The sequence below is a fragment of the Mesorhizobium sp. P2_E6 genome (assembly GCF_056403835.1).
Window position 1 is genome coordinate 176,704 of sequence record NZ_JBFUEQ010000004.1, and the last position, 21,981, is coordinate 198,684.

Genomic DNA, 21,981 nt, shown 5'->3' on the forward strand with positions numbered 1-21,981 from the left:
ATGACCAAAACAACAATTCCCGTCCATCTCGACATCAACGGCCATCGCCACACCCTGCAGCTCGAGCCGCGCGTCACGCTGCTCGACGCCTTGCGCGACCGGCTCGGCCTGACCGGCACCAAGAAGGGCTGCGACCACGGCCAGTGCGGCGCCTGCACCGTTCATGTCGACGGCGAGCGCGTGCTGGCCTGCCTGACGCTGGCCGCGCAGGCCGAGGGCCGCACCGTCACCACCATCGAGGGGCTTGCACGGGAGGGTGAACTGCATCCCGTGCAGGCTGCCTTCCTCGAGCAGGATGCCTTCCAGTGCGGCTATTGCACGCCCGGCCAGATCATGTCGGCGGTCGCCTGCATCCGCGAGGGCCATGCCGGCTCGGATGAAGAAATCCGCGAATACATGGCCGGCAATCTCTGCCGCTGCGGCGCCTATCCACACATTGTCGCCGCTGTCCGCCAGGCAGCCGTGGAGGTCCAGTCATGAGAGATTTTTCCTATCTGCGTGCCGGCTCGCTCGAGGCGGCACGCCAGGCAGCCGCCCTGCCCGGCGCCATGCTGCTCGCCGGCGGCACCACGCTCATCGATCTCGCCAAATGCGGTGTCGCCGAGCCCGACAGCCTGGTCGACATCACCCATCTCAAAGGGCTGGACAAGATCGAAGTGAGCGCAAGCGGCGCCACCATCGGTGCACTGGCCAAAATGGGTCATGTCGCCGACCATGCCGACATTAAGCGCCACTTCCCCGCCGTCTCCGAAGCCCTGTGGCAGGCGGCTTCGGCGCAGATCCGCAACATGGCGACAATCGGTGGCAATCTGATGCAGCGCACGCGTTGCCCCTATTTCCGAGATCCCTCGAATTTCCCTGCCTGCAACAAGCGGGAACCCGGCAGCGGCTGTTCGGCTATCGGCGGAGTCACGCGGGGACACGCCGTACTCGGCACCAGCGAAGCCTGCATCGCCATGTATCCAGGTGACCTCGCCACCGCGCTGGTCGCCTTCGACGCGATCGTCCATCTCGGCGAGCGTCGGGTTTCGGTGGACGATTTCTTTCTGTTGCCCGGCGCCACGCCCGACAGGGAACACGCGATCGAACGGGGCGAGATGATCACCGCGATCGATATCCCCGACTCCGCAGCGGCCCGGCGTTCGACCTATCTGAAGATCCGCGACCGCCAATCCTATGAATTCGCCGCGGCAAGTGCTGCCGTCGGCATCGAGTTCGAGGCTGACGGGCGCACCATCCGGGATTTGCGTGTGGCGCTGGGCGGCGTCGCGACCAAACCGTGGCGGGCGCGGGCCGTGGAAGAGGCGCTGAAAGGCAAGGTGCTGGAGCCGGACGCCGTCCGCGCCGCCAGCCTGCTCGCCGTCGAAGGCGCCGTCGACAATGGCGCCAACCACTACAAGATCGAACTGGCGCCGCGCGTCGTCGCCCGCGCCATCCTGAAAATGGGAGAAACCGCATGACCGTTCACAACATGAGACATGGTGATGCGTCCGATGGCGGCGCCGACGCCGTTGGCGGCCGGCTGTCGCGCGTCGACGGCCCGGCCAAGATCACCGGCTCCGCGAAATATGCCGTCGAACAGCAGCTCGAAGGCCTCGCCTACGCCGTGCTGGTCGAAAGCACGATTGCATCAGGCAAGGTGCGCTCAATCGATACCGCCGAGGCCGAGGCAGCGCCCGGCGTGCTCAAGGTATTGACGCCGGACACCATCATCAGCCTCAGGACTGCCTCTGACTGGTTCGGTACACCGCCGCCCGACAAGCCCTATTGCCCGTTGGCGCGCGACATCACCTTCTCAGGCCAGCATGTCGCGGCAGTCGTCGCGGAAACTTTCGAGCAGGCAGTTGCGGCCGCGGCACTGGTCAAGGTCAGCTATGACGAGACCCCATCCATCGTCGACCTCAGCGACGCCAAGGCCGGTGACGGCATCCCGATCGACGCCATGACCAAGGAATGGGGCGACGCTCAGGCCGCTTTCGCCTCGGCTCCGGTCCGCATCTGCGCCGCCTACAACACGCCGCGCGAATACCAGGCGCCGATGGAGCCTCATGGCCTGATCGCCCAGTGGGAAGGCGACAAGCTCACCGTATGGGAGCCGAGCCAGTGGCTGGACGGCATGGCGCGCACCTATGCCGAATGGTTCGACGTGCCGTTCGAGAATGTGCGGCTCGTCTCGCCCTATATCGGTGGCGGCTTCGGCTCCAAGGCGCTGGCGCTCAGCCATGGCGCGGTGGCGGCAAGTGCCGCCAAGATGCTCGGCCGGCCGGTGAGGCTGGTGATGACGCGGCCGCAGACATTCACCGGCTACGGCGGGCGCGCGGCGACACGCCAGACGGTGACGATCGGCGCAGATACGGGAGGAATAATCCAGTCGATCGTGCATCGTGGCATCAACGAGACGTCGATGGACGGCATGTGGGTCGAGCCGCTCGGATCGGTCACCTCGATCATGTACGCGACGCCGAATTCCTCCTCGAAGCAGAATGTCGTGCGGGTGAATTCGGTGGTGCCGGGCGCCATGCGCGCGCCGGGCGAAAACCCCTCGGCCTTCGGCATTGAGAGCGCCATCGACGAACTCGCTTATGAGGTCGGCATCGATCCGCTGGAGATCCGCCTGAGAAACTATGCCGAGCAGGACCCACACGCCAAAAAAGCCTGGTCTACCAGGCAGTTGCGCGAGGCTTTTGCTGCGGGCTCAGAACGCTTTGGCTGGGCAAGGCGGACACCACAGCCGCGCTCGATGCGCGACGGCAACCAGCTGATCGGCTGGGGTGTCGCCGCCGGCACATATCCGGTGCGGCGCGCCTATGGCGAGGCGATCGTGCGCATTCTCGCCAATGGCTCGGTCGAGGTCGAAAGCTCCTCGATCGACATGGGCCAGGGCACCTACACGATCCTGGCGCAGACCGCCGCCGAGACGGTCGGCGTGCCGGCCGACAATGTCGTCGTGAAGCTGGGCGACTCGCGCTTCCCCCGCGCCGGCGTCGCCGGCGGATCGCGGTTGGCCGGCGTGATGACCGGCGCCGTCTACAAGGCGGCGACCTCGGCGCTCGATCAGCTGGTGGGGCTGGCGATCAGCGATCCGCGCTCGCCATTCCACGCGCTGCAGGCCAACACGCTGGTGGTCGCCAACGGCCGTATCTCATCGCCGCGCGGCGACGGCCCTGATCTCTCCATCGCCGAACTGCTCGGCAGCGTCGGCCGCGACCACATCGAGGCCACCGGCGACACCATGCCGGCCAATTCGACGGCGCAGGATCGCTACAAGAACTACACCACCATCGCCATGGCGCTGCCGCATACGGAGGGCGACTATTCCCGCCACAGCTGGTGCGCGCATTTCATCGAGGTGCGTGTCGACGAGGATTTCGGCACGGTGCGCGTGTCGCGCGTGGTATCGGCGCTGGATTCGGGCCGGCTCTACAACCCCAAACTCGCCGAAAGCCAATGGAAGGGCGGCATCATCATGGGCATCGGCCAGGCGCTGCTCGAGGAAGGCATCGTCGACCGCCGCCATGGCCGCATCGTCAACAACAACCTTGCCGACTATCTGGTGCCGACCAACGCCGACATTCCAGACATCGAAGTGATCTCGGTCGGCATTCCCGACCTGCACTCCTCGGTGCTCGGCGGCAAGGGTGTCGGCGAGCTCGCCATCGTCGGCGTGGCACCCGCGATCGCCAACGCGGTCTTCCACGCCACTGGAAAACGCGTGCGCGACCTGCCGATCACGCTGGAGAAGCTGATTTAGGGGGCGACGGCGACGAAGCTGCGATCTCCCCCCTTGCGGGGAAGATGGTCGGCAGGCCAGAGGGGGGGTACTGTCCCGCCGGCATCTCAACCCAATCACAATCGCGCCGTCCAGTGATTTCCGGTTGAAGGTGGTAACCGCGAAGTTTGGCGATCCTTCCCACCCCCTCTGCCCGGCCGGGCATCGCCCCTGTAGGGGAGAGAGTGGCAGCTCCGCCATCTTCGCCGATCACCACTCCAACCCGAACACCAGTTTGCCGAAGTGCAGGCCGCCGGCGGCCATGTGGGCGTAGGCTTCGGCCGCTTGGTTGGGCGAAAACATCTTGTCGACGACTGGCTCGATTCCAGCTGCACCGATGGCGCGGGCGGCGTCGTGAAGGTCGGACACAGATCCGGTGTTGTTGCCGACCACCCTCAGCGCCTTGATGATGATCGGCAGCAGATTGACCGTAGCCTCGGCGCCGGTGACGAAGCCGATGGTGAACAGTGTGCCACCGGGCGCGGTGGCGTTGATGGCGCGGGTGAAGGTGGCGGTGCCGCCGGTCTCGACGACGAGGTCGGCGCCGAGGCCTCCGGTCAGCTCCAGCACCTTGCCGTCCCAGTCGGGCATCGCGCGGTAGTTGATGAGATGATCGGCGCCGAGTGCTTTCGCCCGCTCCAGCTTCTCGTCCGACGACGAGGTGATGATGACCGTGGCGCCGGCGGCTTTCGCCAGCTGCAAGGTGAAGATCGAGACCCCGCCGGTGCCGAGCAGCACGACGACCGAGCCCGGCCCGACATCGGCGGCGCGGATGGCGTTCCAGGCAGTGGTGCCGGCGATTGGCAGCGTCGAGGCCGCCTCGAAGGAGAGATGCGCCGGCACCGGCACGACCGAATTGGCCGGCAGCGCGACATATTCGGCCAGCGACCCCGGCAGCGAGATGCCGCGCATCTGAGTCATCTCGTAAGGGCGCGGCCGGCCACCGATCCAGCGCGGCTTGGCGTGGGCGATGACGCGATCGCCGACGGCCAGTCTCGAAACCCCCTCGCCAAGCGCGACAATCTCGCCGGCGCCGTCGGCGACGGGGATGAGCGGAAAGCTCGGTCCGGGATAATTGCCGCTCGCCACCGCGACATCGACGAAATTGAGGCTCGCCGCACGCTGGCGGATCAGCACCTCGCCGCGCTGCGGTTCGGGGGTGGCCAGGGTGGCGGCTCGGAAGGCGTCCAGCCTGGGTTGGCTCAGTTCGATGGCTTTCATGGTTTCACTCCGGTGCGTCGATTGATGGGTTGAGTGAACCTAGCTGCTGCGTTATCTCTGGATAATCATTGGCTTTTGCATTTGAGTACTGCAAATCATGCAGCAATCCCAAGAACCAGTGGCCCTTGCCGAAATGGCGGCCTTCGCGGCCATCGCCGAAGCGCGCTCTTTCACCAGGGCGGCGGCGCGTGTCGGGCGTGACGCGACCATCCTGTCGCGGCGGCTGCAATCACTGGAGGAGCGGCTGGGTGTCAGGCTGCTCCATCGCACGACGCGCAGCGTGTCGCTGACCGAAGCGGGTGCCGAATTCCTGGTGCGCGTGCGCGCCATCCTCGCCGCTGTCGACGAGGCCGAGGCCGCCGCGTCGGCACATGCAGGCGGCCGCCCGCGCGGCCTGCTCAGGCTGGCGCTGCCCGGCACGTTCGGGCGCATGTGGATCGGGACGCTGCTGCCTCAATTCCTTGCCGAATTTCCCGATGTCCGCATCGAGGCGGAATTCTCCAACCGCTTCGTCGATCTGGTCGCCGAGAATTTCGACGTCGCCGTGCGGCTCGGCGCGCTGGAGGATTCGCGCCTGGTGGCGCGCAAGGTGGCGACGCGGCGCCGGCTGCTCTGCGCCGCCCCCTCGTATCTCGCCCGAAGGGGCAGGCCGGAGACACCGCAGGCGCTGCTCGAACATTCCTGTCTCGGCTTCAGCGGCTTCCAGACCTTTCCGGCCTGGGAAATGACCGACCGCGAGGGCCGGCACGTGCGCGTCGAGGTTTCCGGGCCGTTGGTCTCCGACGATGCCGAGGTGCTGGTCCAGGCCGCCGTGCAAGGCGTCGGCCTGATGATGAGCACCGACTGGCTGGTCGGCCGCGAGCTCGCCGACGGCCGGCTGGTGCCGATCCTGGAGGACTGGACGCTGGCCGACGAGGGCGCGGTCTATGTCGTCACGCCGTCAGCCAAGGGACAAGCCGCCAAGACCCGCGCCTTCACCGACTGGATCGGCAAGCGCTTCGCGCCGGATCCGCCCTGGCTGCGGTGAGGCCGCCGGTCTCCCACAAAAGGGGAAGATCACACGCTCCTCCCTACTTCCCCTGCTGCTTCATGAACTGGCTGAGCAGATCGACCGGCAGCGGGAACACAACCGTGGACGAGCGCTCGCCGGCGATGTCGTGCAGGGCCTCGAAATAGCGCAGTTGCATGGCTTGCGGCTCGGCGGCCAGCATCTTGCCCGCCTCGACCAGCTTGGCCGCCGCCTGCTGCTCGCCATCGGCGTTGATCACCTTGGCGCGGCGCAGCCGCTCTGCCTCGGCCTGCTTGGCGATGGCGCGGATCATGCTCTCGTTCAGGTCGACATGCTTGATCTCGACATTGGAGACCTTGATGCCCCAGGCGTCGGTGCGCTGGTCGAGGATCTCCTGGATATCGCTGTTGAGCTTGTCGCGCTCGGCCAGCATTTCGTCGAGCTCGTGCTTGCCGAGCACCGAGCGCAGCGTGGTCTGCGCCAATTGATTGGTGGCGGCCATGAAGTCCTCGACCTGGATGATCGCCCGTTCGGCGTCGACGATGCGGAAATAGAGCACCGCGTTGACCTTCACAGAGACGTTATCGCGCGAAATCACGTCCTGCGGCGGCACATCCTGCACCACCACCCGCAGATCGACCTTGACCATCTGCTGGATGAAGGGGACGAGGATGATGAGACCGGGACCCTTGACCCCGGTGAAGCGGCCGAGCGTGAAGACCACGCCGCGCTGATATTCCCTGAGGATGCGAATGGCCGCGGACAGGAACATGACCACGACCAGCGCAAGCAACAGATAGGCCACGTAACCGATGCTCATTTTCTCGCTCCATTACTTCCGGCGTCGCGCCGCTGCACGGTCAGTACGAGGCCGCTGACATCGGTGACCTCGACGCTGTCGCCGGGTGCGATGGGTTCGTCGGCCTTCGCCCGCCAGCGCTCGCCCTGGGCCAGTACATGGCCCTCGCCGCCCTCCCAGTCGAGAATCTGGGCCGGCAGTCCGCGCATGGCCTCACCGCCGACACGGGGCAGGCTCTTGCGCGCCGCCCAGACATAGGTGCCCGTCAGCAGCGCCAGCCCAAGCGTCAGCGCGGCAGCGGGACCGATGACGGCCCATGACACGGCGAAGCCCGGACCTTGGGTCTTGAGCAGCACGGTGGCGCCAAGCAGAAAGGCGGCCACGCCGCCGAGTCCAAGCACCACGGTGGGGTTGAAGGCCTCGACGACGAGGAAGGCGACGCCGAGCAGCATCAGGGCGAGGCCGGCATAATTGATCGGCAGGAGATTGAGTGCATAGAGCCCAAGCACGAGGCAGATGGTCCCGATGACGCCGGGCGCCACCGCGCCGGGGCTGGTGAACTCAAAGATGATGGCGTAGACGCCGACCAGCATCAGGATGATGGCGACGTTCGGATCGGTGATGACGGAGAGAAGCTGGATGAACCAGCCGGGTTCCAGCGTCTCGACCCGCAGCCCCTTGGTCGCCAGAACCACTTTCCTGCCCGCTACATCGACGGTCCGCCCATCGGCCAGTTGCAACAACTCGGTGGTGTCGTGGGCGACGAAGTCGATGACATGTTCCTGCAGCGCCGCGCTCGCCGAAAGGCTCGCAGCTTCGCGCACGGCTTTCTCGCCCCAATCGCCATTGCGCCCGCGCAGTTCCGCCAGCGAGCGGATAAGGGCGACGGCATCATTGGTCACCTTGGCCATCATCGCGTCGCCTGCCGGCCGCCCGGTGGCGTCCTTCTGGTCGCCTTTGTCGTTCTGGTCGCTATTGTCCTTGTCGCCGCCCGGAAGCGACGGCAGCCCGCCCATCTCGACCGGCGTCGCGGCGCCCAGATTGGTGCCGGGCGCCATCGCCGCGACGTGGGTGGCATAGAGGATATAGGTGCCGGCGCTGGCGGCATGGCCACCGGCCGGCGCGACATAGCCGATGACGGGCACCGGTGAAGCGAGGATATCGGCGATCATCTCGCGCATCGAGGTGACGAGCCCGCCGGGTGTATCGATCTGAAGGATGAGGACTTCGGCGCCCCGCTTGGCGGCTACATCAAGCGCTTCCTCGAGTTGCCTGGTGCTTGCCGGCCCGATGGCGCCGTCGATTGCGACGCTCAGCGCAACCTTCTCGCTCCCGGCCGAAGAGAAGGGAGAAAAGACAGCTGCGGCGACGAAGGCCGCGGCAAAAAGGGCCACCCGCGCGAAGGTCACGCTCAAAGCTCCGTGGATTCAATATGGGTTGTATTTTGCGAAGTCCAAGAGGAGAGCGACGTCGGCGAATGCGAACGCGGCTGAGCGCACAATCTCCCTTGTGGGGAGCTATTCCGGCGACGGAACCGGCGGCCGCGACGTCAGCGCGGTGCCGAAGGCGGCGGCAATCACCGCGGCGATGCCGGCCAGTTGCGGCGCCGTCAGGCTTTCGTGCAGGAACAGGAAGCCGGCCAGCGCGCCCAGCCCGGGCTCGAGGCAGGTCAGCGTGCCGTAGATGCGGGCCGGCATCCTGGTCAGCGCCACCATCTCCAGCCAGAAGGGCAGCGCACTGGAGAACAGCCCGACGAGCAGCGCGCTGGTCAGGATTGACGGTTCGAGCAGCGCGGTTCCCGCCTGTGCCACGCCGAAGGGCAGCACCAGCACGGCTGCGATCGCCATGCCATAGGCTGTGGTGCGCGAGCCGAGTTCAGCACCCGCCTTCTGGGCGAGCACGATGTAGAGCGCCCAGAAGCCGCCGGCCGCCAGCGCCAGCATCACCCCGGTCGGATCAAGCGGTTGCAGCGAATGGACGAAAGGCGACAACAGCAAGATGCCGGCCACCGCTAGCCCGATCCAGGCAAAGTCGCTGGCACGCCGCGAGGTCAACGTCGCCACCAGCAGCGGGCCGGAGAACTCCAGCGCCACCGCTATGCCGAGCGGAATGGTGGCGAGCGCGGCGTAAAACAGAAGGTTGAGCGCGCACAGCGTCACGCCATAAGCGATCAGCCATGGCATGGTGGCGCGCGACGGTCGCATCTGCCACGGCCGCAGCACGGCGATCAGCATCAGCGCGCCGACGACCAGCCTGAGCGTCGTCGTGCCCTGCGCGCCGATCAGCGGGAACAGGCCCTTGGCGAAGGTGGCGCCGATCTGGATCGACACCATGGCGCCCATCAGCGCGGCGATCGGCAAGGGCGCCGCTTCGCGATGGGCAACCGGCGTCGATGTCACTTTGGCTCATCCTCCATGCCGCCGGACCAAACCCGCCTGGCGGCATCGCGATAGGCCGAACCGGCCGGCCTGTCGTGAGACAGCGCCGACGTCTTGATGGGGCAAGGCGCCGGCAACCGCCAACCGGTCACTGATGTCGCCAGCCTCGATGCCAGCCGCGGTCGCCGGCGTTGAGGAAGGGCCGGTTGCCCGATGCCGGCCCATGGAACCAGGTGACGCTGTGTTCGCCGCAACGGCGCTTATGGTTTAGGCTCCATCGCTTACATAGGGCTGGTCTTCTAGACATCAGGAGGATTTGATCCGTGCTCGCCCGCGTCGAAGCCGTCGCACCTCTGCCCGAAAATGTGCTCAGCCTGTCGACAGCGCGGCGGGCCTGGAACGGCGTTTCTCTCGACGTCAATGAATGGCGCGGCTCCGGCAGGGTGGCTCACCAGTTTCCCCATCAGACGGAGACCCGCCTGATTGCCCTGCTGGAAGAGGTCGGCAGCCCGTGTGAACCACGGCTGGGCGAGAACCAGCCTTGCCCCGCCGGCTACAGGCCCAGGCACATGGACTTCGCCCCTGCCGGCATGGAGATGTGGGGCTATAGCGCCGACGTCCGCTTCGTTCGAGACGCCACGCTGATGTTCGATTTTGCCGCCATGGACGAAAGGCTGGCTACCCGGTTCGATCGCAAAGCGGTCTCGACGCCGCGGCTGCGTTTTGCCGATGACCGCATCTGGATCCTGGTCAAGCTGCTCGCCGAGGTGGTGAACGACACCGATCCGTCGGCGCAGCTCTACGGCGATGGGCTGACCGTGGCGATCATGGCGCGACTGTTCGTGGATCCGCTGGAGCCCGGCGCCGACGCCAAGGGCCTGGCGCCCTGGCAGCTTCGGCGTGTCATCGACCATCTCGATGCGCACCTGCCCGAGCGTGTCGACCTCGTGCGGCTGGCGGCACTGGCCGGCCTGTCGCAATCGCACTTCAGTCGGGCGTTCAAGGCCTCGACCGGCATGGCGCCGTATCGCTGGCAACTCGACGCCCGCATCCGGCGCGCGCAGGCACTGCTCATCGACAGCCGCGCCACGCTCGACCAGGTGGCCGAGGCCACCGGCTTTGCCGATGCCGTGCATTTTGGACGCACGTTCCGCAAGCTCATCGGCGCGACCCCGGCGACGTGGCGGCGCGACCGCAAAAGCTGATCGCAACGTGACAGCGGCCGATCGCAAGGTGACAGCGGATTGAGGCTGGAAATAGCAGGATCGAACAGTGCGTTGCGCCCCATGATGGAGCAATAGTCCCTCGACCGGGCAGGCGAGACATCGGATTGAGCACTTTGCGACATCCGCCTCCCCGGAACTCCTGATCCGGAAGGTGGAAGATGACCGCAGAACCGATCAACTATGATGCCCTGATGCAGGCTAACCTTGCCCGCGTGTTCGGCGAGCGCGATGCCGTCCGCCGGATGAGCGCCATTGCAATAATCTATGCCGACGACGCGGTGCTATATGAACCGCATGCGGCGGCAACGGGCCATATCGCCATCAATCAGGCGGTGGAAGCGCTGCTGTCGAGCCTGCCGGCAGACTTCGTCTTCACGGCGACCGGCCCTGCCGTCGGTCACCACGGCATCGGGCGGCTGCGCTGGCAATCCGGCCCGCCCAACGGTCCCGTCGCCGTGACCGGCACTGATGTCGCGCATTTCCAGGGCGACCTCATCCATTCCCTTTACGTTTTTCTCGATCCCGCCGGCGCCTGATGCATGTCGCCCAAAAGTGCGCAGCGGTTTGGGACAACGACATGCACAAAAAACAGAAACTTAAAGCGCGTCGACTGAAGCCGTTTCAACACGACGCGCTTTAACCAGTCGCCCGCAGATCCAAGGAGTTTCCCATGCCCAAAACCGGCCTCGAAGCCCTGCTTCGCCCCGAAGACAGCATCCTGGTGCTGATCGACCATCAACCGTATCAGTTCACCAATCTCAACAGCCACGAACCGACGATGGTCGTCAATAACGTCGTTGGCCTGGCCAAGACGGCCAAGGTCTTCAATGTACCGACGATCCTGACGACCGTGCTCGAGGAGCGCGGCGGCTACATCATCAAGGGGCTGCAGGATGTCTTTCCGGAGCAGAAACCGATCGACCGCACCTTTATCAACACCTGGCAAGACCCCAAAGTCACCGACATCGTGAAGAAGAGCGGACGCAAGCAGCTCGTGCTCGCCGCGCTCTACACCGAGATTTGCCTGGCGATGCCGGCGATCCAGGCGCTGGCCGAAGGCTATGACGTGTTCATCGTCACTGATGCTTCAGGCGGCGTCTCGCTGGAGGCGCATGACATGGCCGTGCGCCGCATGGTCGCCGCAGGCGCAGTGCCGATCACCTGGATGGCGGTGCTGGGCGAATGGCAGCGCGACTGGGCCCGCGAAGACACGGCCGCCGGTGTCGCCGGCGTCGTAGCCGAACATGGCGGTGCCAGTGGCGTCGCCTTCGCCTGGGAAATGCAGCTGCTCGCCACCCGCGCCAAAGCCGGCGCCTGAACAGGCCCGCACGTCAAGAGGCCCGTACTTCGAGAGAGGCTAGCCATGTCCGCCGCGCCCATCCGCATCGGCTACTGCCTGTCGCTGACCGGCCCGCTCGCGGGCAACAGCCGGTCGGCGCAGCTCGCGCATGACATCTGGCGGGAAGACACCAACCGACGGGGCGGCTTGCTCGGCCGCCCTGTCGAACTCGTCTGCCACGATGACCATGGTGACGCCTCGCTCGTGCCTGGCCTCTACAAGCGGATGATGGACGACGACAAGGTCGACCTGGTCATCGGCGGCTACGGCACCAACACGGTTTTGCCGGCAATGCCGCTGATCATCGAACGACAGCGCTTCTTCGTCGGCCTGATGGGCCTCGGCGTCAACGCGCTCGCCTATCCCAACTATTTCGCCATGATCCCGACCGGGCCGGATCCGAACGCGGCACTGACCGAAGGCTTTTTCGCGCTCGCCGCGCAGCAGAGGCCTCGGCCCGCGACGGTGGCGCTCTTATCCGCCGACGCGGAATTTTCCAGGAATCCCATTCTCGGCGCCAAGGCAAACGCCGACAAATACGACTTCAGCATCGTTCATGAGGCCACTTATCCGCTGACGACAACCGACTTTAAGCCGGTCCTTGATGCCGTCGCCAAGAGTGGCTGCGACCTCTTGTTTCTGTGTTCATACCTTCAGGATTCGATCGACTTGGTGCGCGCCATCCATGCGCACCGGTTCCGCCCGAAGATGGTTGGCGCCGGCATGATCGGGCCGCAGAACACAGCGGTGAAGACGGCGCTCGGCCTGCTGCTCAATGGCTTCGTCAACTACGAATATTGGGTCCCCGTCTCCAGGATGATGTTCCCCGGCGTTCAGGAGTTTCTGGACACTTACCAGGCGCGAGCCGGCGATGCCGGCGTCGACCTCTTGGGGCACTATATGGCGCCGCTCGCCTTTGCGCAGATGCAGGTGGTTGCCCAGGCAATCGAGGCGACCGGCGGCTTCGACGACACCGCCCTGTCGGCATACACGCGCGAAGCGATCTTCGACACCGTCATGGGCGCCGTCCGGTTCGGGGTGAACGGCGAATGGGCGCGGCCACGCGTCCTGCAGGTTCAGTTCCAAGGCATCTCCGGCCATGAGGCTAGCCAGTTCCGCAACGGATCGAGGCAGATCGTGGTGTCGCCACCAGACTTCGCCTCCGGTGAGCTGATCTTTCCCTATGCGCAAGCCCGCTCTGCAGGGTGAAGGGCTTTGCTTGCGGCTTCCCGTTGGGCTTTGGGAGGAGCGAACCGTGCGGGCAACCCACGAAAAAGCCGGCGATCATGCTGCATCGCGCAAAACCCAATAATTTTAATTCATTCCATGCGTAAAGGGGCCAAATACGTATAGTAAATTATAGATTTTCGAGTTTTGCGCACGTTTTAAGAAAGATCTGAGCTTTTCTCATTCTCCAAGCCGGGGTTTTTTCCAATCAACCGGAGCGGGCAGATCCATACAGCTCAACGACAGGGTTGAAATGCTGGAGGAAATCGCCAAAAAAGGGTGAAATCCGGGCGGCTTTGTCAACCTTTATCGCTTGCTCACACAAGTATTTCGGCTTGGTAAATTTTTTGTGTTGCGCTGCACAATGCGGTAGCCGAACCATCCTCTGGGGGACTCGTTTGACGACTGGACATAGGCCGTGAAGGATTCCCTGGCTTGACCGAATTGAGCTGCCTGTCTGTCGATTTCGAGCCCGGCCAGAGCGGACTCGCAAAGCACGGGTTTGATGGCGCCTGCCCCGTGGCGGGCCTTGTCCGCCTTGGCCTGCAGTTCGAAATGGCCGGCTTGCGGCTTCATCGCGGACATCACGCCGGCGGACGCCGCTGATGGGAAACACCCGCGACATCCAACTGGATGCATTGAGGGCCATCGCCGTAACGATGGTTCTGTACTCCCATTTCTTCGCCGCCGGAGGATCATCCTTCTGGGGCCATATCGGCGTGCGGCTGTTCTTCGTGCTGAGCGGCTTCCTGATCACGCGCCTGCTGCTGGAAGCGCGTTCGGCCGCCGAATTTGAAACCGGCGCCGCGTTGCGAGCCTTCTACATCAGGCGGGCGCTGCGGATATTTCCTCCCTATTTCGCCGTCCTGGGTTTCGTTTGGGTTTTCGACCTGGAACAGGCCAGGCCATCGCTGCTCTGGCATGCGCTCTATCTGTCGAATTTCTGGTATGCGATGCGCAATGACTGGACGCCCTGGGTGCTGTGCCATTTCTGGAGCCTGAGCATCGAGGAGCAGTTCTATGTCGCCTGGCCACTGATCGTCCTGCTGGTTCCGCGCCGGCGCTTCGAGCCGATCTGCATGGGCATCATCCTGCTGTCGCTGGCCTATCGCTTCTACTGGCCGGTCACCGCCACCCCGGCACTGGCACGCGACCTGCTGCCGCCGGCATCCATGGATGCGCTGGCGTCAGGTGCGCTGCTTGCCTGCTGGCGATCCAGAGGTGCTGCCCTGCCGCAATGGATGCGGCTGGGCTGGCCTGCCTTCGCGGCCGCATTCCTGATGATCGAGTGGTTTGTCCCGGCGCCTCCAGATCCGACGCTGGAATGGGCGCGCTGGCTGCTGCTGCAAGTCCTGCCCCTGGTGCCGCTGATGGCCATCGTCGCCGCCTGTTCGAGCGGCCTTGGCGGCACCCTCGGCAAGCTTGCCGAGCTGCCGCCGTTGCTGGCTTTGGGTCGCATCAGCTACGGCGTTTATCTCTATCATCCGATATTGCTGTCGCTCGCAGTCAAGTCGCAGCCGTGGATTCCGCTCAATGTCTCGGAGCAAGGGCCAGGGCGGTTGCTGGTTGCAAGCGCCGCCACGATTGTCGTGGCCTCGATTTCCTGGGTGGTTTTCGAAAGGCCGCTCAACCGCCTGAAGCGCCACTTCCCCTATGTGGCGCGCACCCATGCCGCGCCGGCACGCGCCGGCCATGCCGGCTGGGTCGCGAGGGCGCCCGGCCGATCGCCCGATGGCCCAGCACCATCGCTCGACCTCCAGCGAACGGATGCGACACCATGACCGCCGCGCCGCTCGTCTCGGTCCTGCTGCCGGTCTACAATGCCGGGCCCTATCTCGCCGCCGCGCTGGGAAGCATCCTGCGGCAGGACTACTGTCGCGTGGAGGTCATCGCGATCGATGACGGGTCGACCGACAATTCGCTCGAAATCCTCGAGCGATACCGGCAAGCCGACAGCCGCATCTCGATCATCTCGCGCGAAAACCGCGGCCTCGTGGCGACGCTCAACGAAGGGCTGCAGAATGCCCAGGGCGAGCTGGTCGCACGGATGGACGCGGACGACGTCGCTTACCCCTGGCGCCTGTCGCGCCAGGTGGCGCTGTTCGAGCGGCGGCCCGAACTTGGCTTCTGCGGCGCCGGGGTCGACATGTTGATCCGCGGCCGCATCGCCAGAGGCAAGCCCGATCCAGTGTTCCAGTTCGGCCGCATTCCCATATTGGCGATGTTCTTCACCATCTTCATGCACCCGACGGTCGTCTACAACAGGAAGGTCATCGAAGACGGCGATCTCCACTACGACAAGACCTACAGGCACGCCGAGGATTTCGACCTTTTCAGGCGGTTGGCCGGCCGTTACCCGGCAGCCATGATGCCCGAAAACCTGGTCGTCTACCGCATCCATCAGGCAAGCGTGACCAGCCGGCACAGCAAGGAGATGCGCCGGACGCATTTGCGGATCGTGGCGGAGAATCTCGAGCGCGAGGGCCTCGCGGAAACCACGCGAGACCTGCGCGACATCGGGGATGCGGTCAGCCTCGACACGGTTACCCGTGCGGCCAACTTCATCGTCGCGCTGGAGGAGGAGATCTGCTCGCTGCCGGCCGAGACGCGGCCAAGCTTCGTGGCCGGCGCACTGAACCTGTTCTATTTCCTTTACCAACTCGTCGCCGACGAAAAGCAGCCCTCGCTGACGCATGAATTGCTGACGCGGACCGCGAAATGGAACGTCATCCGGCGTCGCGAGAAATATGCGCTGCGGCCGGGCTCCTGGGCGCCCTGGCTCAGCCTTGCCTCGCTGTCGGCCGGCAGGCAGGCGGACGCCCTGGCATACTTCTTCAAATCCGCGCCCGCCGAGACGGTCCTGGCGCCTTATCAGTTGAGTTAGAGGGGATGACCGTCAAAGCCCACCAACCCCTGCAGCGCGATCGTTCGACAGCGCTCGGCGCCGGCCCGGCCAATTCCCGCCCGGAACGATCGGCGCCAGAAGTCAGCTTCATCATCTGCACGCGCAACCGCGTCGCCGTGCTCGAGGCTTGCATCAAGTCGGTGCAGGCCGCGTGCCGCGCCCATGCCGGCTTCGCCGCCGAGCTGGTGGTCGTCGACAACGGCTCGAGCGACCGCACGGCGGAACGCCTAGCCGGCATCGCGGCCATGTCGGACATTCCATTCACGCCGGTTTACGAGCCCCGCCCCGGATTGGCGACTGCCCGAAACGCCGGGTTGAAGCGCGCGCGGGGCCGTGTGCTGGTCTTTGTCGATGATGATTGCGCGGTCCATTGCGACTACCTGCGCGATCTGGAGCGACACTACGCGTCCGGGGAACAATGGCTCATCCGGGGCGGCCGTGTCGAACTTGGCGATCCCAGGGATTTGCCGTTCACGATCAAGCGCTCGCGGGTACGCGAGCGGCTGACGCCGGACGTCCATCCCGGCGGCTTCGTGCTGGGCTGCAACATGACGATGCACCGCGATGTCGCTGCCCGTGTCGGCTATTTCGACGAACGTTTCGGCGCCGGCGGGCCGTTGCGGTCAGCTGAGGATACCGATTACCTCGTGCGCGCGGTGCTGCTCGGCATCGCGGTCGAATATGTGCCGGACATGACGATCTTCCATCATCACGGCCGGCGGGATCGCAAATCCATCGAAAAGCTCCACCGCGACTACAGCCTGGGAAATGGCGGGCTCTGCCTGAAACATGTTCGCCATGCGCCCTGGCTGCTGCGTCATTTCTACTGGGCCGCTAGAGCCGCTTTCCGGGAATCGGCGGGCGGGCCTGCGTTCGATCGTGAACTCGACCTGTCGCACTGGCCGATCGTCGGCATGAATTTGCTCGGCGCCGCCAGATTCGCGGTTCTCCTGCTGGCGAGACGGGCGCAGGGTGCGCCGGTGCGACAAGATCAACAGGCAAATGCCGAAGCGAGTTGAACCGCTATAATGCCATTGCTACCGCCCAGCCTGCCGATGCTGTTCCGGACGTTCGGAAAGAAGCAACTGCGCCTGCTTCCGGCCGTGGTGGTTCTCGGCCTGGTCGGCGCCGTCCTCGAAGGGTTCGGCATCGGCCTGATCATCCCGTTGCTGGGCATTATCATGGGACACGGGGATGCAGCGGGAATGGGCGGCTTCTCCGCTGTCCTCCAGCATGTCGGATCGGGCCTGAGCGAGCGCGACCGGCTTATCGTCATTTCGATCGCCATCCTCGGCTCAATCGTCCTGAAGAACATTTTCGCCTTCGCCAACACGCTGCTGACGACCTTCATCTATGGCAAGGCAAGTCATTCGATCCGCAGCGCCTTGTCGGAGCGGTTGTTGCGGGTAGGCTACCCATTCTTCCTGCGGCAGAGTCCGGGACGGCTGCTCAACATCATCTCCAACGAATCCTGGCGGGCATCGGATGCGATCCAGATCATGCTGTCGGCCATCGTCAGCGCATCGGCCGCCATCATCCTGCTGGCTTTTCTGCTGCTGCTTTCGTGGCGCATGACGCTGTTGGTCACGCTGGGACTGGCCGTCGTCCAGATCGCGCACGCCATCCTCTCGGCCAATCTGAAAGGTCCCAGCCGCAGCGTCGCCTCGCGCAACTCGCACCTCGCATCGCAGATGCTCCATCTGGTGCATGCCGGACGCCTGATCCGCATCTTCGGGCAGGAGAGCCGGGAGAAAGCGATATTCGATACGGCGTCCGATGCGGTCCGCCGCGCCTCCTTCGTCCTGCTTGTTCGCCAGGGAGCTTTGCCGCCGCTGACGGAGGTTCTCCACGCCGCGCTGTTTCTGGCGGTGGTGATCGGCGCCTGGTTGGCGCAGGTGAATTTCCCGCTGATCATCGCGTTTGTCATCCTGCTCTACAGGCTGCAGCCGCATATGCGAGCCCTGCAGGGGTCGTGGAGCCAGTTGCAAGGCCTGAGCGGATCGCTCGAAGAGGTGACATGGATGCTGGATCCGTCCGGCAAGCCTCAACCGCCGCAAGGCGACGGCCCGTTCCACGGCCTGCGCCAGGGCATCAGGTTCGATGACGTGACGTTCACCTATTCCGGCACGGACCGCCGTGAGGTGGTGCTGCATTCGGCGACTTTTGATATCCGCGGCGGCCGCTCGACGGCACTGATCGGCCGCTCGGGCGCCGGCAAGACAACGATCGTCAATCTTCTGTGCCGCTTCGTGGAACCGGACACCGGCAGGATTCTCGTCGATGGATCACCGCTCGACGGGATTGACGCCAGCCAGTGGCGCCAGCACATCGCACTGGCCAGCCAGGAGCTGGAACTGGTCGACGGCACCATTTTTGAAAACATCACCTACGGGCAGGACGCGGCCACGGCCGCCGACGCCGAGAGTGCCGCAAGACTGGCCGAGGCGCATGAATTCATCGAACGGCTCCCGCTCGGTTACGACACGCTCGTCGGCTACAGGGGTATCAACCTCTCGGCGGGACAGCGGCAACGGATCGCACTGGCCAGGGCCCTGGTGCGCGATCCCGACCTCCTGATCCTGGACGAGGCCACCAATGCCGTCGATGGGCTGTCGGAGGCAGCCATCGTCGAGACCCTGAAATCGAGAGCCGGCCGCCGCACGACCATCGTCATCAGCCACCATCACAGCACCATCTCGTTCTGCGACGACGTGGTGATCCTGAGCGGCGGCCGGGTGAAAAAGCAAGCGCCTTTCGGCGCCCTGGCATCGCTCACCATGGACGAGCTTTACCAGCACGAGCCGCTCGCCGCCCCAGGCGGGGCGGGAGCGAAGCGACGACGCGGCGAGCCTGCGAAATAGCGCTACGGCGTCGCGCGGAGGTTCCTGCGGGCGCGCCGCCTGCCCGTTGCACGTGCCTTCTCCGCCACCACTCCGGTGATCTCGACCACGGTGCCCTCACGCGGTCTGCCGCTGGTGGCCTTGTGGAGCCGCTCGTAGGGCAACAATTCCTTGATCCTGGCGTTGAGCGACACGATTTCGTCCCTGAGGTCCTCGCATTCCTGCCTCTGGACATCGAGCTGTATCTGTTCCGACGCCTGTTGCAGCACAAGCTGTGAAAAATTGGCGTTCACTTTCGAAAGGCTCGCCTTGTCGCTTTCGTTCTCTTCGATGAGCGCGGACAATTTTTCATCGGCGATTTTCTTTTCGGCCAGCGTGTCGTTCAATTCAGTCTTGAGCCTGGCGATCTCGCCGGTGGCATCGCTGTTCTCGTTCGAGGCCCACTCCAGCCGCGATTGCAGGTCCTCGATCTCGGAACGCAACCCGCGCATTTGCGTCTGGCTGCGCGCCAGTTCCGCTTCCCGGTCGCCTTCCACCATGCTGGCCGCTTCGCTCATTCCCGAAAGCTTCGCCTGCGCGGCCTCAAGCGACTTCTGGAGCCGCACCTCCTCTTTCTCGCTCTTGGCGAGCGCGGCGAGCAGTTCCGCAAACCGTGCTGCTTCGCTGGCATGGATCGCCGAGAGCTCGTCGAGCCTGTGGCGCGCCTGGGATTCCCGCTTCAGCGCCTTGTCGAGCTCCATCGACAGACTGACATGCTTTTCGCGCAGCATCTTGCTTTCGCGCAAGCGCCTGTTGGCCTCGACGGTTCTGGCGGTGAGCCGCTTGGCGATGTCGCCGAAGTCGGCGTCGCGTTTTGCGCTCGCATTGGCCGCCTCCGCGAGTTCCAGCCTTGTCGCGGCAAGCGTCGCGCGAAGCGCGTCCCTGTCCTGGACCAGGCTTGTCTCGCGCTGTTGCAGCACTTCGCAGGTGCTTTCACGCTCGCGCAGCTTTCGCCCCGCGTCGTGCAGCTTTTCCGACAGCGTTCTTTGTTCGGCGATGAGCGCGGCATTGGCCAGCTCCAGCTCGTTGGCGCGAAGAATGTCGCCATGGAGGATGTTGAGGTATTCGCGCGTCAGGTGATGTGAGGTCGCGATCTCCGACAGCTTGCCGGTGATCTCCTCCATATAGTCCCTGGCGTCATGGAACAGCCCTTCGAAGGCGCTTAACGCAGCCAGTCGGGTCTGGGCGTGGGACGTCAGCCGCGGCCCGGTTTCGGGACTGTCCGGATTGCCCGCACCGTCTGCATTCTCCGCACCATCCGCGTTTGCCGCATTGGCCTCGGGTGGCGGGTCCTCGGGAGCCGCCGCGGAATCCGGGGCATCGTCGCTCTTTGGCGGCGCCTCGTCCTCGGCGTTGAGACTAGCGTCCAGCGCATCCGCCAGATCGATCTGCAGTTCCTGTAGTGCGGTATCTACGTCTTCAGCGCGCTTGATCAAGCCCTTGAAGTTCATGCCCGAACTCCCCTACCCATACCCAACCCAGTACTTAACAAAATGCTAATGTATCATTACATCCGCGGCTTCCGTATGGGAAGCCCCGCCTGTAGAATGCTGAAACTAGGGGATTTCTCGCTTGCGTCCAGTGGCCTGAAGTGGCCGCCGCGCACCATTTTTCGTGGCAAAGCCCGCGCCGCCGCGCGTGAGCTCCAGAGGTGCCTCGGAGAAAACTTGTCTCATTCCGGCTTACCATACGGCAAGATGATTGCCGCAGGCGAGACTGACCACGCTACCCCAAAAGTGGAGGTACCAAACGTAGAGGGGTGCCCCCCGACCTTGGCGCCCTAGTGACACGGTATGATGAACAGGGCGATCAGCGCCCTCTTTTGCGTTCGAAATTGGCGAGAGCCGAGGTGAAAGCGCAATCTCCCCACTTGCGGGGGAGATGTCCGGCAGGACAGAGGGGGGTGCTGTCCCTCCAGCCTGTCAACCAATCATAGCGATAACATCCTTGGTCGGTTGCTTGTCGAGACTGGCGTAATGTTGAAAGTTGGTGATCCTTCCCACCCCCCTCTGCCCTGCCGGGCATCTCCCCCGCAAGGGGGGAAATCGGACGTCACGCCGGCTTTCGCCAATAGCCAACGTCAAAGGGGGAGAGGAAAGACCTGTCAGCCCGCCATCGCCAGCGGCACGGCGCTCTTGTTGGGGATCTGGATATCGATTTCCAGCGTCGACATGGTCTCGCCGCGGTCCATCGAGACCTGCAGATAGTCCTGGTCGATCTGCACATGCTTGGCGATCACGGCCATGATCTCCTCGCGCAGGATGGAGACAAGGTCGGGCTGGCTGCGGTTGCGGCGCTCATAGGCGAGCAGCACTTGCAGCCGCTCGCGCGCCACCGGCGCGCTGGAGCGCCGCTTGAAGATGTCGAGCAGGTTCATGCCGCCCTCCTTCCCAAAAGACGATCGAGAAAACCCTTGCGTTCGAACGGCACGACGACGGGCAAGTCCTCGCCCTCGAGCCGCCTGGCGGCGTCGATATAGGCCTTGGCAGCCGCATTGAGCGGCTCCGACAGCGTCACCGGCGAACCGAGGTTGGAGGCCCTGAGCACATCCTGGCTCTCGGGAATGATACCGAGCAGCGGCGTCGACAGGATTTCCAGCACATCGTCGATGGAGAGCATTTCGCCGCGTGAGGCGCGCGCCGCGTCATAGCGCGTGACCAGCACATGCTTGGCGATCTGCTCGCCCTGCTCCGCCCTCAAGGTGCGAGCATCGAGCAGGCCGATGATGCGATCGGAATCGCGCACCGAGCTCACTTCCGGATTGGTGACGATGACCGCCTCGTCGGCAAAGCGCATGGCGAGCTGCGCGCCGCGCTCGATGCCGGCCGGGCTGTCGCAGAAGACATAGTCGAACACCGAGCGCAGCTTGTCGATGACTTCGCCGACGCCGTCCTCGGTCAGCGCATCCTTGTCGCGCGTCTGCGAGGCCGGCAGCAGGAACAGCGTCTCCACCCGCTTGTCGCGGATCAGCGCCTGCGAAAGCTTGGCCGAGCCCTGGATGACGTTGACGAGGTCGAACACCACGCGCCGCTCCGCGCCCATGATCAGGTCGAGGTTGCGCAGGCCGACGTCGAAGTCGATGAGCGCCACCTTCTTGCCGGTCTTGGCGACCGCGGCGCCCAGGGCTGCCGTCGAGGTCGTCTTGCCGACGCCCCCCTTGCCCGAGGTGACCACCACTACCTTGCCCATGAAAATGCCTCCGTTGTTGTTATGTCGTTGGTCGAGCGGC

20 protein-coding genes are annotated in these 21,981 nt (G+C 64.7%); 12 read left to right on the plus strand and 8 right to left on the minus strand.

Translation table 11 applies throughout. The features are described 5' to 3' along the window. Genes AC1D08_RS11565 through AC1D08_RS11575 form a run of 3 tightly spaced genes read left to right on the plus strand, consistent with a single transcriptional unit; the run spans window position 1 to window position 3,751 of the window. Entirely contained in the window at window positions 1–480 is a 480-nt protein-coding gene (locus AC1D08_RS11565; protein WP_457151307.1) for a (2Fe-2S)-binding protein, read from the plus strand. Beyond that, entirely contained in the window at window positions 477–1,460 is a 984-nt protein-coding gene (locus AC1D08_RS11570; RefSeq protein ID WP_457151306.1) for an FAD binding domain-containing protein, read from the plus strand. The genes AC1D08_RS11565 and AC1D08_RS11570 overlap by 4 nt, the downstream gene beginning before the upstream one ends. Continuing rightward, on the plus strand, window positions 1,457–3,751 hold the full coding sequence (locus tag AC1D08_RS11575; protein WP_457151305.1) for a xanthine dehydrogenase family protein molybdopterin-binding subunit: 2,295 nt from the start codon (window positions 1,457–1,459) through the stop codon (window positions 3,749–3,751). The genes AC1D08_RS11570 and AC1D08_RS11575 overlap by 4 nt, the downstream gene beginning before the upstream one ends. Before the next feature lie 228 nt (window positions 3,752–3,979). Here the strand turns inward: AC1D08_RS11575 and AC1D08_RS11580 are convergent, their stop codons facing one another. After that, window positions 3,980–4,990, minus strand: coding sequence for a zinc-dependent alcohol dehydrogenase family protein (locus tag AC1D08_RS11580; RefSeq protein ID WP_457151304.1), 1,011 nt, complete (start codon window positions 4,988–4,990; stop codon window positions 3,980–3,982). Window positions 4,991–5,087: 97 nt separating this feature from the next. Between AC1D08_RS11580 and AC1D08_RS11585 the strand changes: the two genes are divergently transcribed. Continuing rightward, window positions 5,088–6,017: a LysR family transcriptional regulator gene (locus AC1D08_RS11585; RefSeq protein ID WP_457151303.1), complete on the plus strand. Its 930-nt coding sequence runs from the start codon at window positions 5,088–5,090 to the stop codon at window positions 6,015–6,017. 43 nt (window positions 6,018–6,060) lie between these two features. Here the strand turns inward: AC1D08_RS11585 and AC1D08_RS11590 are convergent, their stop codons facing one another. The 3 genes from AC1D08_RS11590 to AC1D08_RS11600 all read right to left on the minus strand — a co-directional run bounded on the left by AC1D08_RS11590 (window position 6,061) and on the right by AC1D08_RS11600 (window position 9,197). Then, window positions 6,061–6,819 (minus strand): slipin family protein, encoded by a 759-nt coding sequence (locus AC1D08_RS11590; RefSeq protein ID WP_095091267.1) that lies wholly within the window; start codon window positions 6,817–6,819, stop codon window positions 6,061–6,063. After that, window positions 6,816–8,207 (minus strand): NfeD family protein, encoded by a 1,392-nt coding sequence (locus tag AC1D08_RS11595; RefSeq protein WP_457151302.1) that lies wholly within the window; start codon window positions 8,205–8,207, stop codon window positions 6,816–6,818. Before AC1D08_RS11595 ends, AC1D08_RS11590 begins: the two co-directional genes overlap by 4 nt. 108 nt (window positions 8,208–8,315) lie before the next feature. Continuing rightward, window positions 8,316–9,197 (minus strand): EamA family transporter, encoded by an 882-nt coding sequence (locus tag AC1D08_RS11600; protein WP_457151301.1) that lies wholly within the window; start codon window positions 9,195–9,197, stop codon window positions 8,316–8,318. A 302-nt stretch (window positions 9,198–9,499) separates the two neighbouring features. On the opposite strand from AC1D08_RS11600, the gene AC1D08_RS11605 reads away from it, so the two are divergent. The 4 genes from AC1D08_RS11605 (at window position 9,500) to AC1D08_RS11620 (ending at window position 12,950) form a co-directional block, all read left to right on the plus strand. Next, on the plus strand, window positions 9,500–10,381 hold the full coding sequence (locus tag AC1D08_RS11605) for a helix-turn-helix domain-containing protein (RefSeq protein WP_457151300.1): 882 nt from the start codon (window positions 9,500–9,502) through the stop codon (window positions 10,379–10,381). A gap of 179 nt (window positions 10,382–10,560) precedes the next feature. Continuing rightward, entirely contained in the window at window positions 10,561–10,938 is a 378-nt protein-coding gene (locus AC1D08_RS11610; protein ID WP_457151299.1) for a nuclear transport factor 2-like protein, read from the plus strand. A gap of 134 nt (window positions 10,939–11,072) precedes the next feature. Further along, a complete protein-coding gene (locus AC1D08_RS11615; protein WP_457151298.1) occupies window positions 11,073–11,720 on the plus strand; it encodes a hydrolase in 648 nt (215 codons plus the stop codon). Window positions 11,721–11,765: 45 nt separating this feature from the next. Then, on the plus strand, window positions 11,766–12,950 hold the full coding sequence (locus AC1D08_RS11620) for an amino acid ABC transporter substrate-binding protein (protein WP_457151297.1): 1,185 nt from the start codon (window positions 11,766–11,768) through the stop codon (window positions 12,948–12,950). A 324-nt stretch (window positions 12,951–13,274) separates the two neighbouring features. Here AC1D08_RS11620 and AC1D08_RS11625 read toward each other — a convergent pair whose 3' ends face one another. Then, the gene (locus AC1D08_RS11625) at window positions 13,275–13,544 is read right to left on the minus strand and encodes a hypothetical protein (RefSeq protein WP_457154373.1); all 270 of its coding nucleotides are present in this window, start codon (window positions 13,542–13,544) and stop codon (window positions 13,275–13,277) included. A 29-nt stretch (window positions 13,545–13,573) separates the two neighbouring features. Here AC1D08_RS11625 and AC1D08_RS11630 point away from each other — a divergent pair, with 29 nt between their 5' ends. The 4 genes from AC1D08_RS11630 to AC1D08_RS11645 are packed head-to-tail and all read left to right on the plus strand — an operon-like array spanning window position 13,574 to window position 18,734. Next, on the plus strand, window positions 13,574–14,749 hold the full coding sequence (locus AC1D08_RS11630; RefSeq protein ID WP_457154374.1) for an acyltransferase family protein: 1,176 nt from the start codon (window positions 13,574–13,576) through the stop codon (window positions 14,747–14,749). Continuing rightward, window positions 14,746–15,852, plus strand: a complete 1,107-nt coding sequence (locus AC1D08_RS11635) for a glycosyltransferase family 2 protein (protein WP_457154375.1) — start codon at window positions 14,746–14,748, stop codon at window positions 15,850–15,852. The genes AC1D08_RS11630 and AC1D08_RS11635 overlap by 4 nt, the downstream gene beginning before the upstream one ends. Window positions 15,853–15,857: 5 nt before the next feature. After that, the gene (locus AC1D08_RS11640; protein WP_457154376.1) at window positions 15,858–16,892 is read left to right on the plus strand and encodes a glycosyltransferase family 2 protein; all 1,035 of its coding nucleotides are present in this window, start codon (window positions 15,858–15,860) and stop codon (window positions 16,890–16,892) included. A gap of 9 nt (window positions 16,893–16,901) precedes the next feature. Continuing rightward, window positions 16,902–18,734 (plus strand): ABC transporter ATP-binding protein, encoded by a 1,833-nt coding sequence (locus AC1D08_RS11645; RefSeq protein ID WP_477423146.1) that lies wholly within the window; start codon window positions 16,902–16,904, stop codon window positions 18,732–18,734. A 2-nt stretch (window positions 18,735–18,736) separates the two neighbouring features. Here the strand turns inward: AC1D08_RS11645 and AC1D08_RS11650 are convergent, their stop codons facing one another. The 3 genes from AC1D08_RS11650 to minD form a co-directional block, all read right to left on the minus strand. Next, the gene (locus AC1D08_RS11650; RefSeq protein ID WP_457153741.1) at window positions 18,737–20,203 is read right to left on the minus strand and encodes a coiled-coil domain-containing protein; all 1,467 of its coding nucleotides are present in this window, start codon (window positions 20,201–20,203) and stop codon (window positions 18,737–18,739) included. Between the two features lie 653 nt (window positions 20,204–20,856). Further along, window positions 20,857–21,129 (minus strand): cell division topological specificity factor MinE, encoded by a 273-nt coding sequence (minE, locus tag AC1D08_RS11655; protein ID WP_024501686.1) that lies wholly within the window; start codon window positions 21,127–21,129, stop codon window positions 20,857–20,859. After that, window positions 21,126–21,941 carry a septum site-determining protein MinD gene (minD, locus tag AC1D08_RS11660; protein ID WP_457153742.1) on the minus strand — a complete coding sequence of 272 codons (816 nt, stop codon included), beginning with the start codon at window positions 21,939–21,941 and terminating at the stop codon, window positions 21,126–21,128. Before minD ends, minE begins: the two co-directional genes overlap by 4 nt. Window positions 21,942–21,981: the final 40 nt, after the last annotated feature.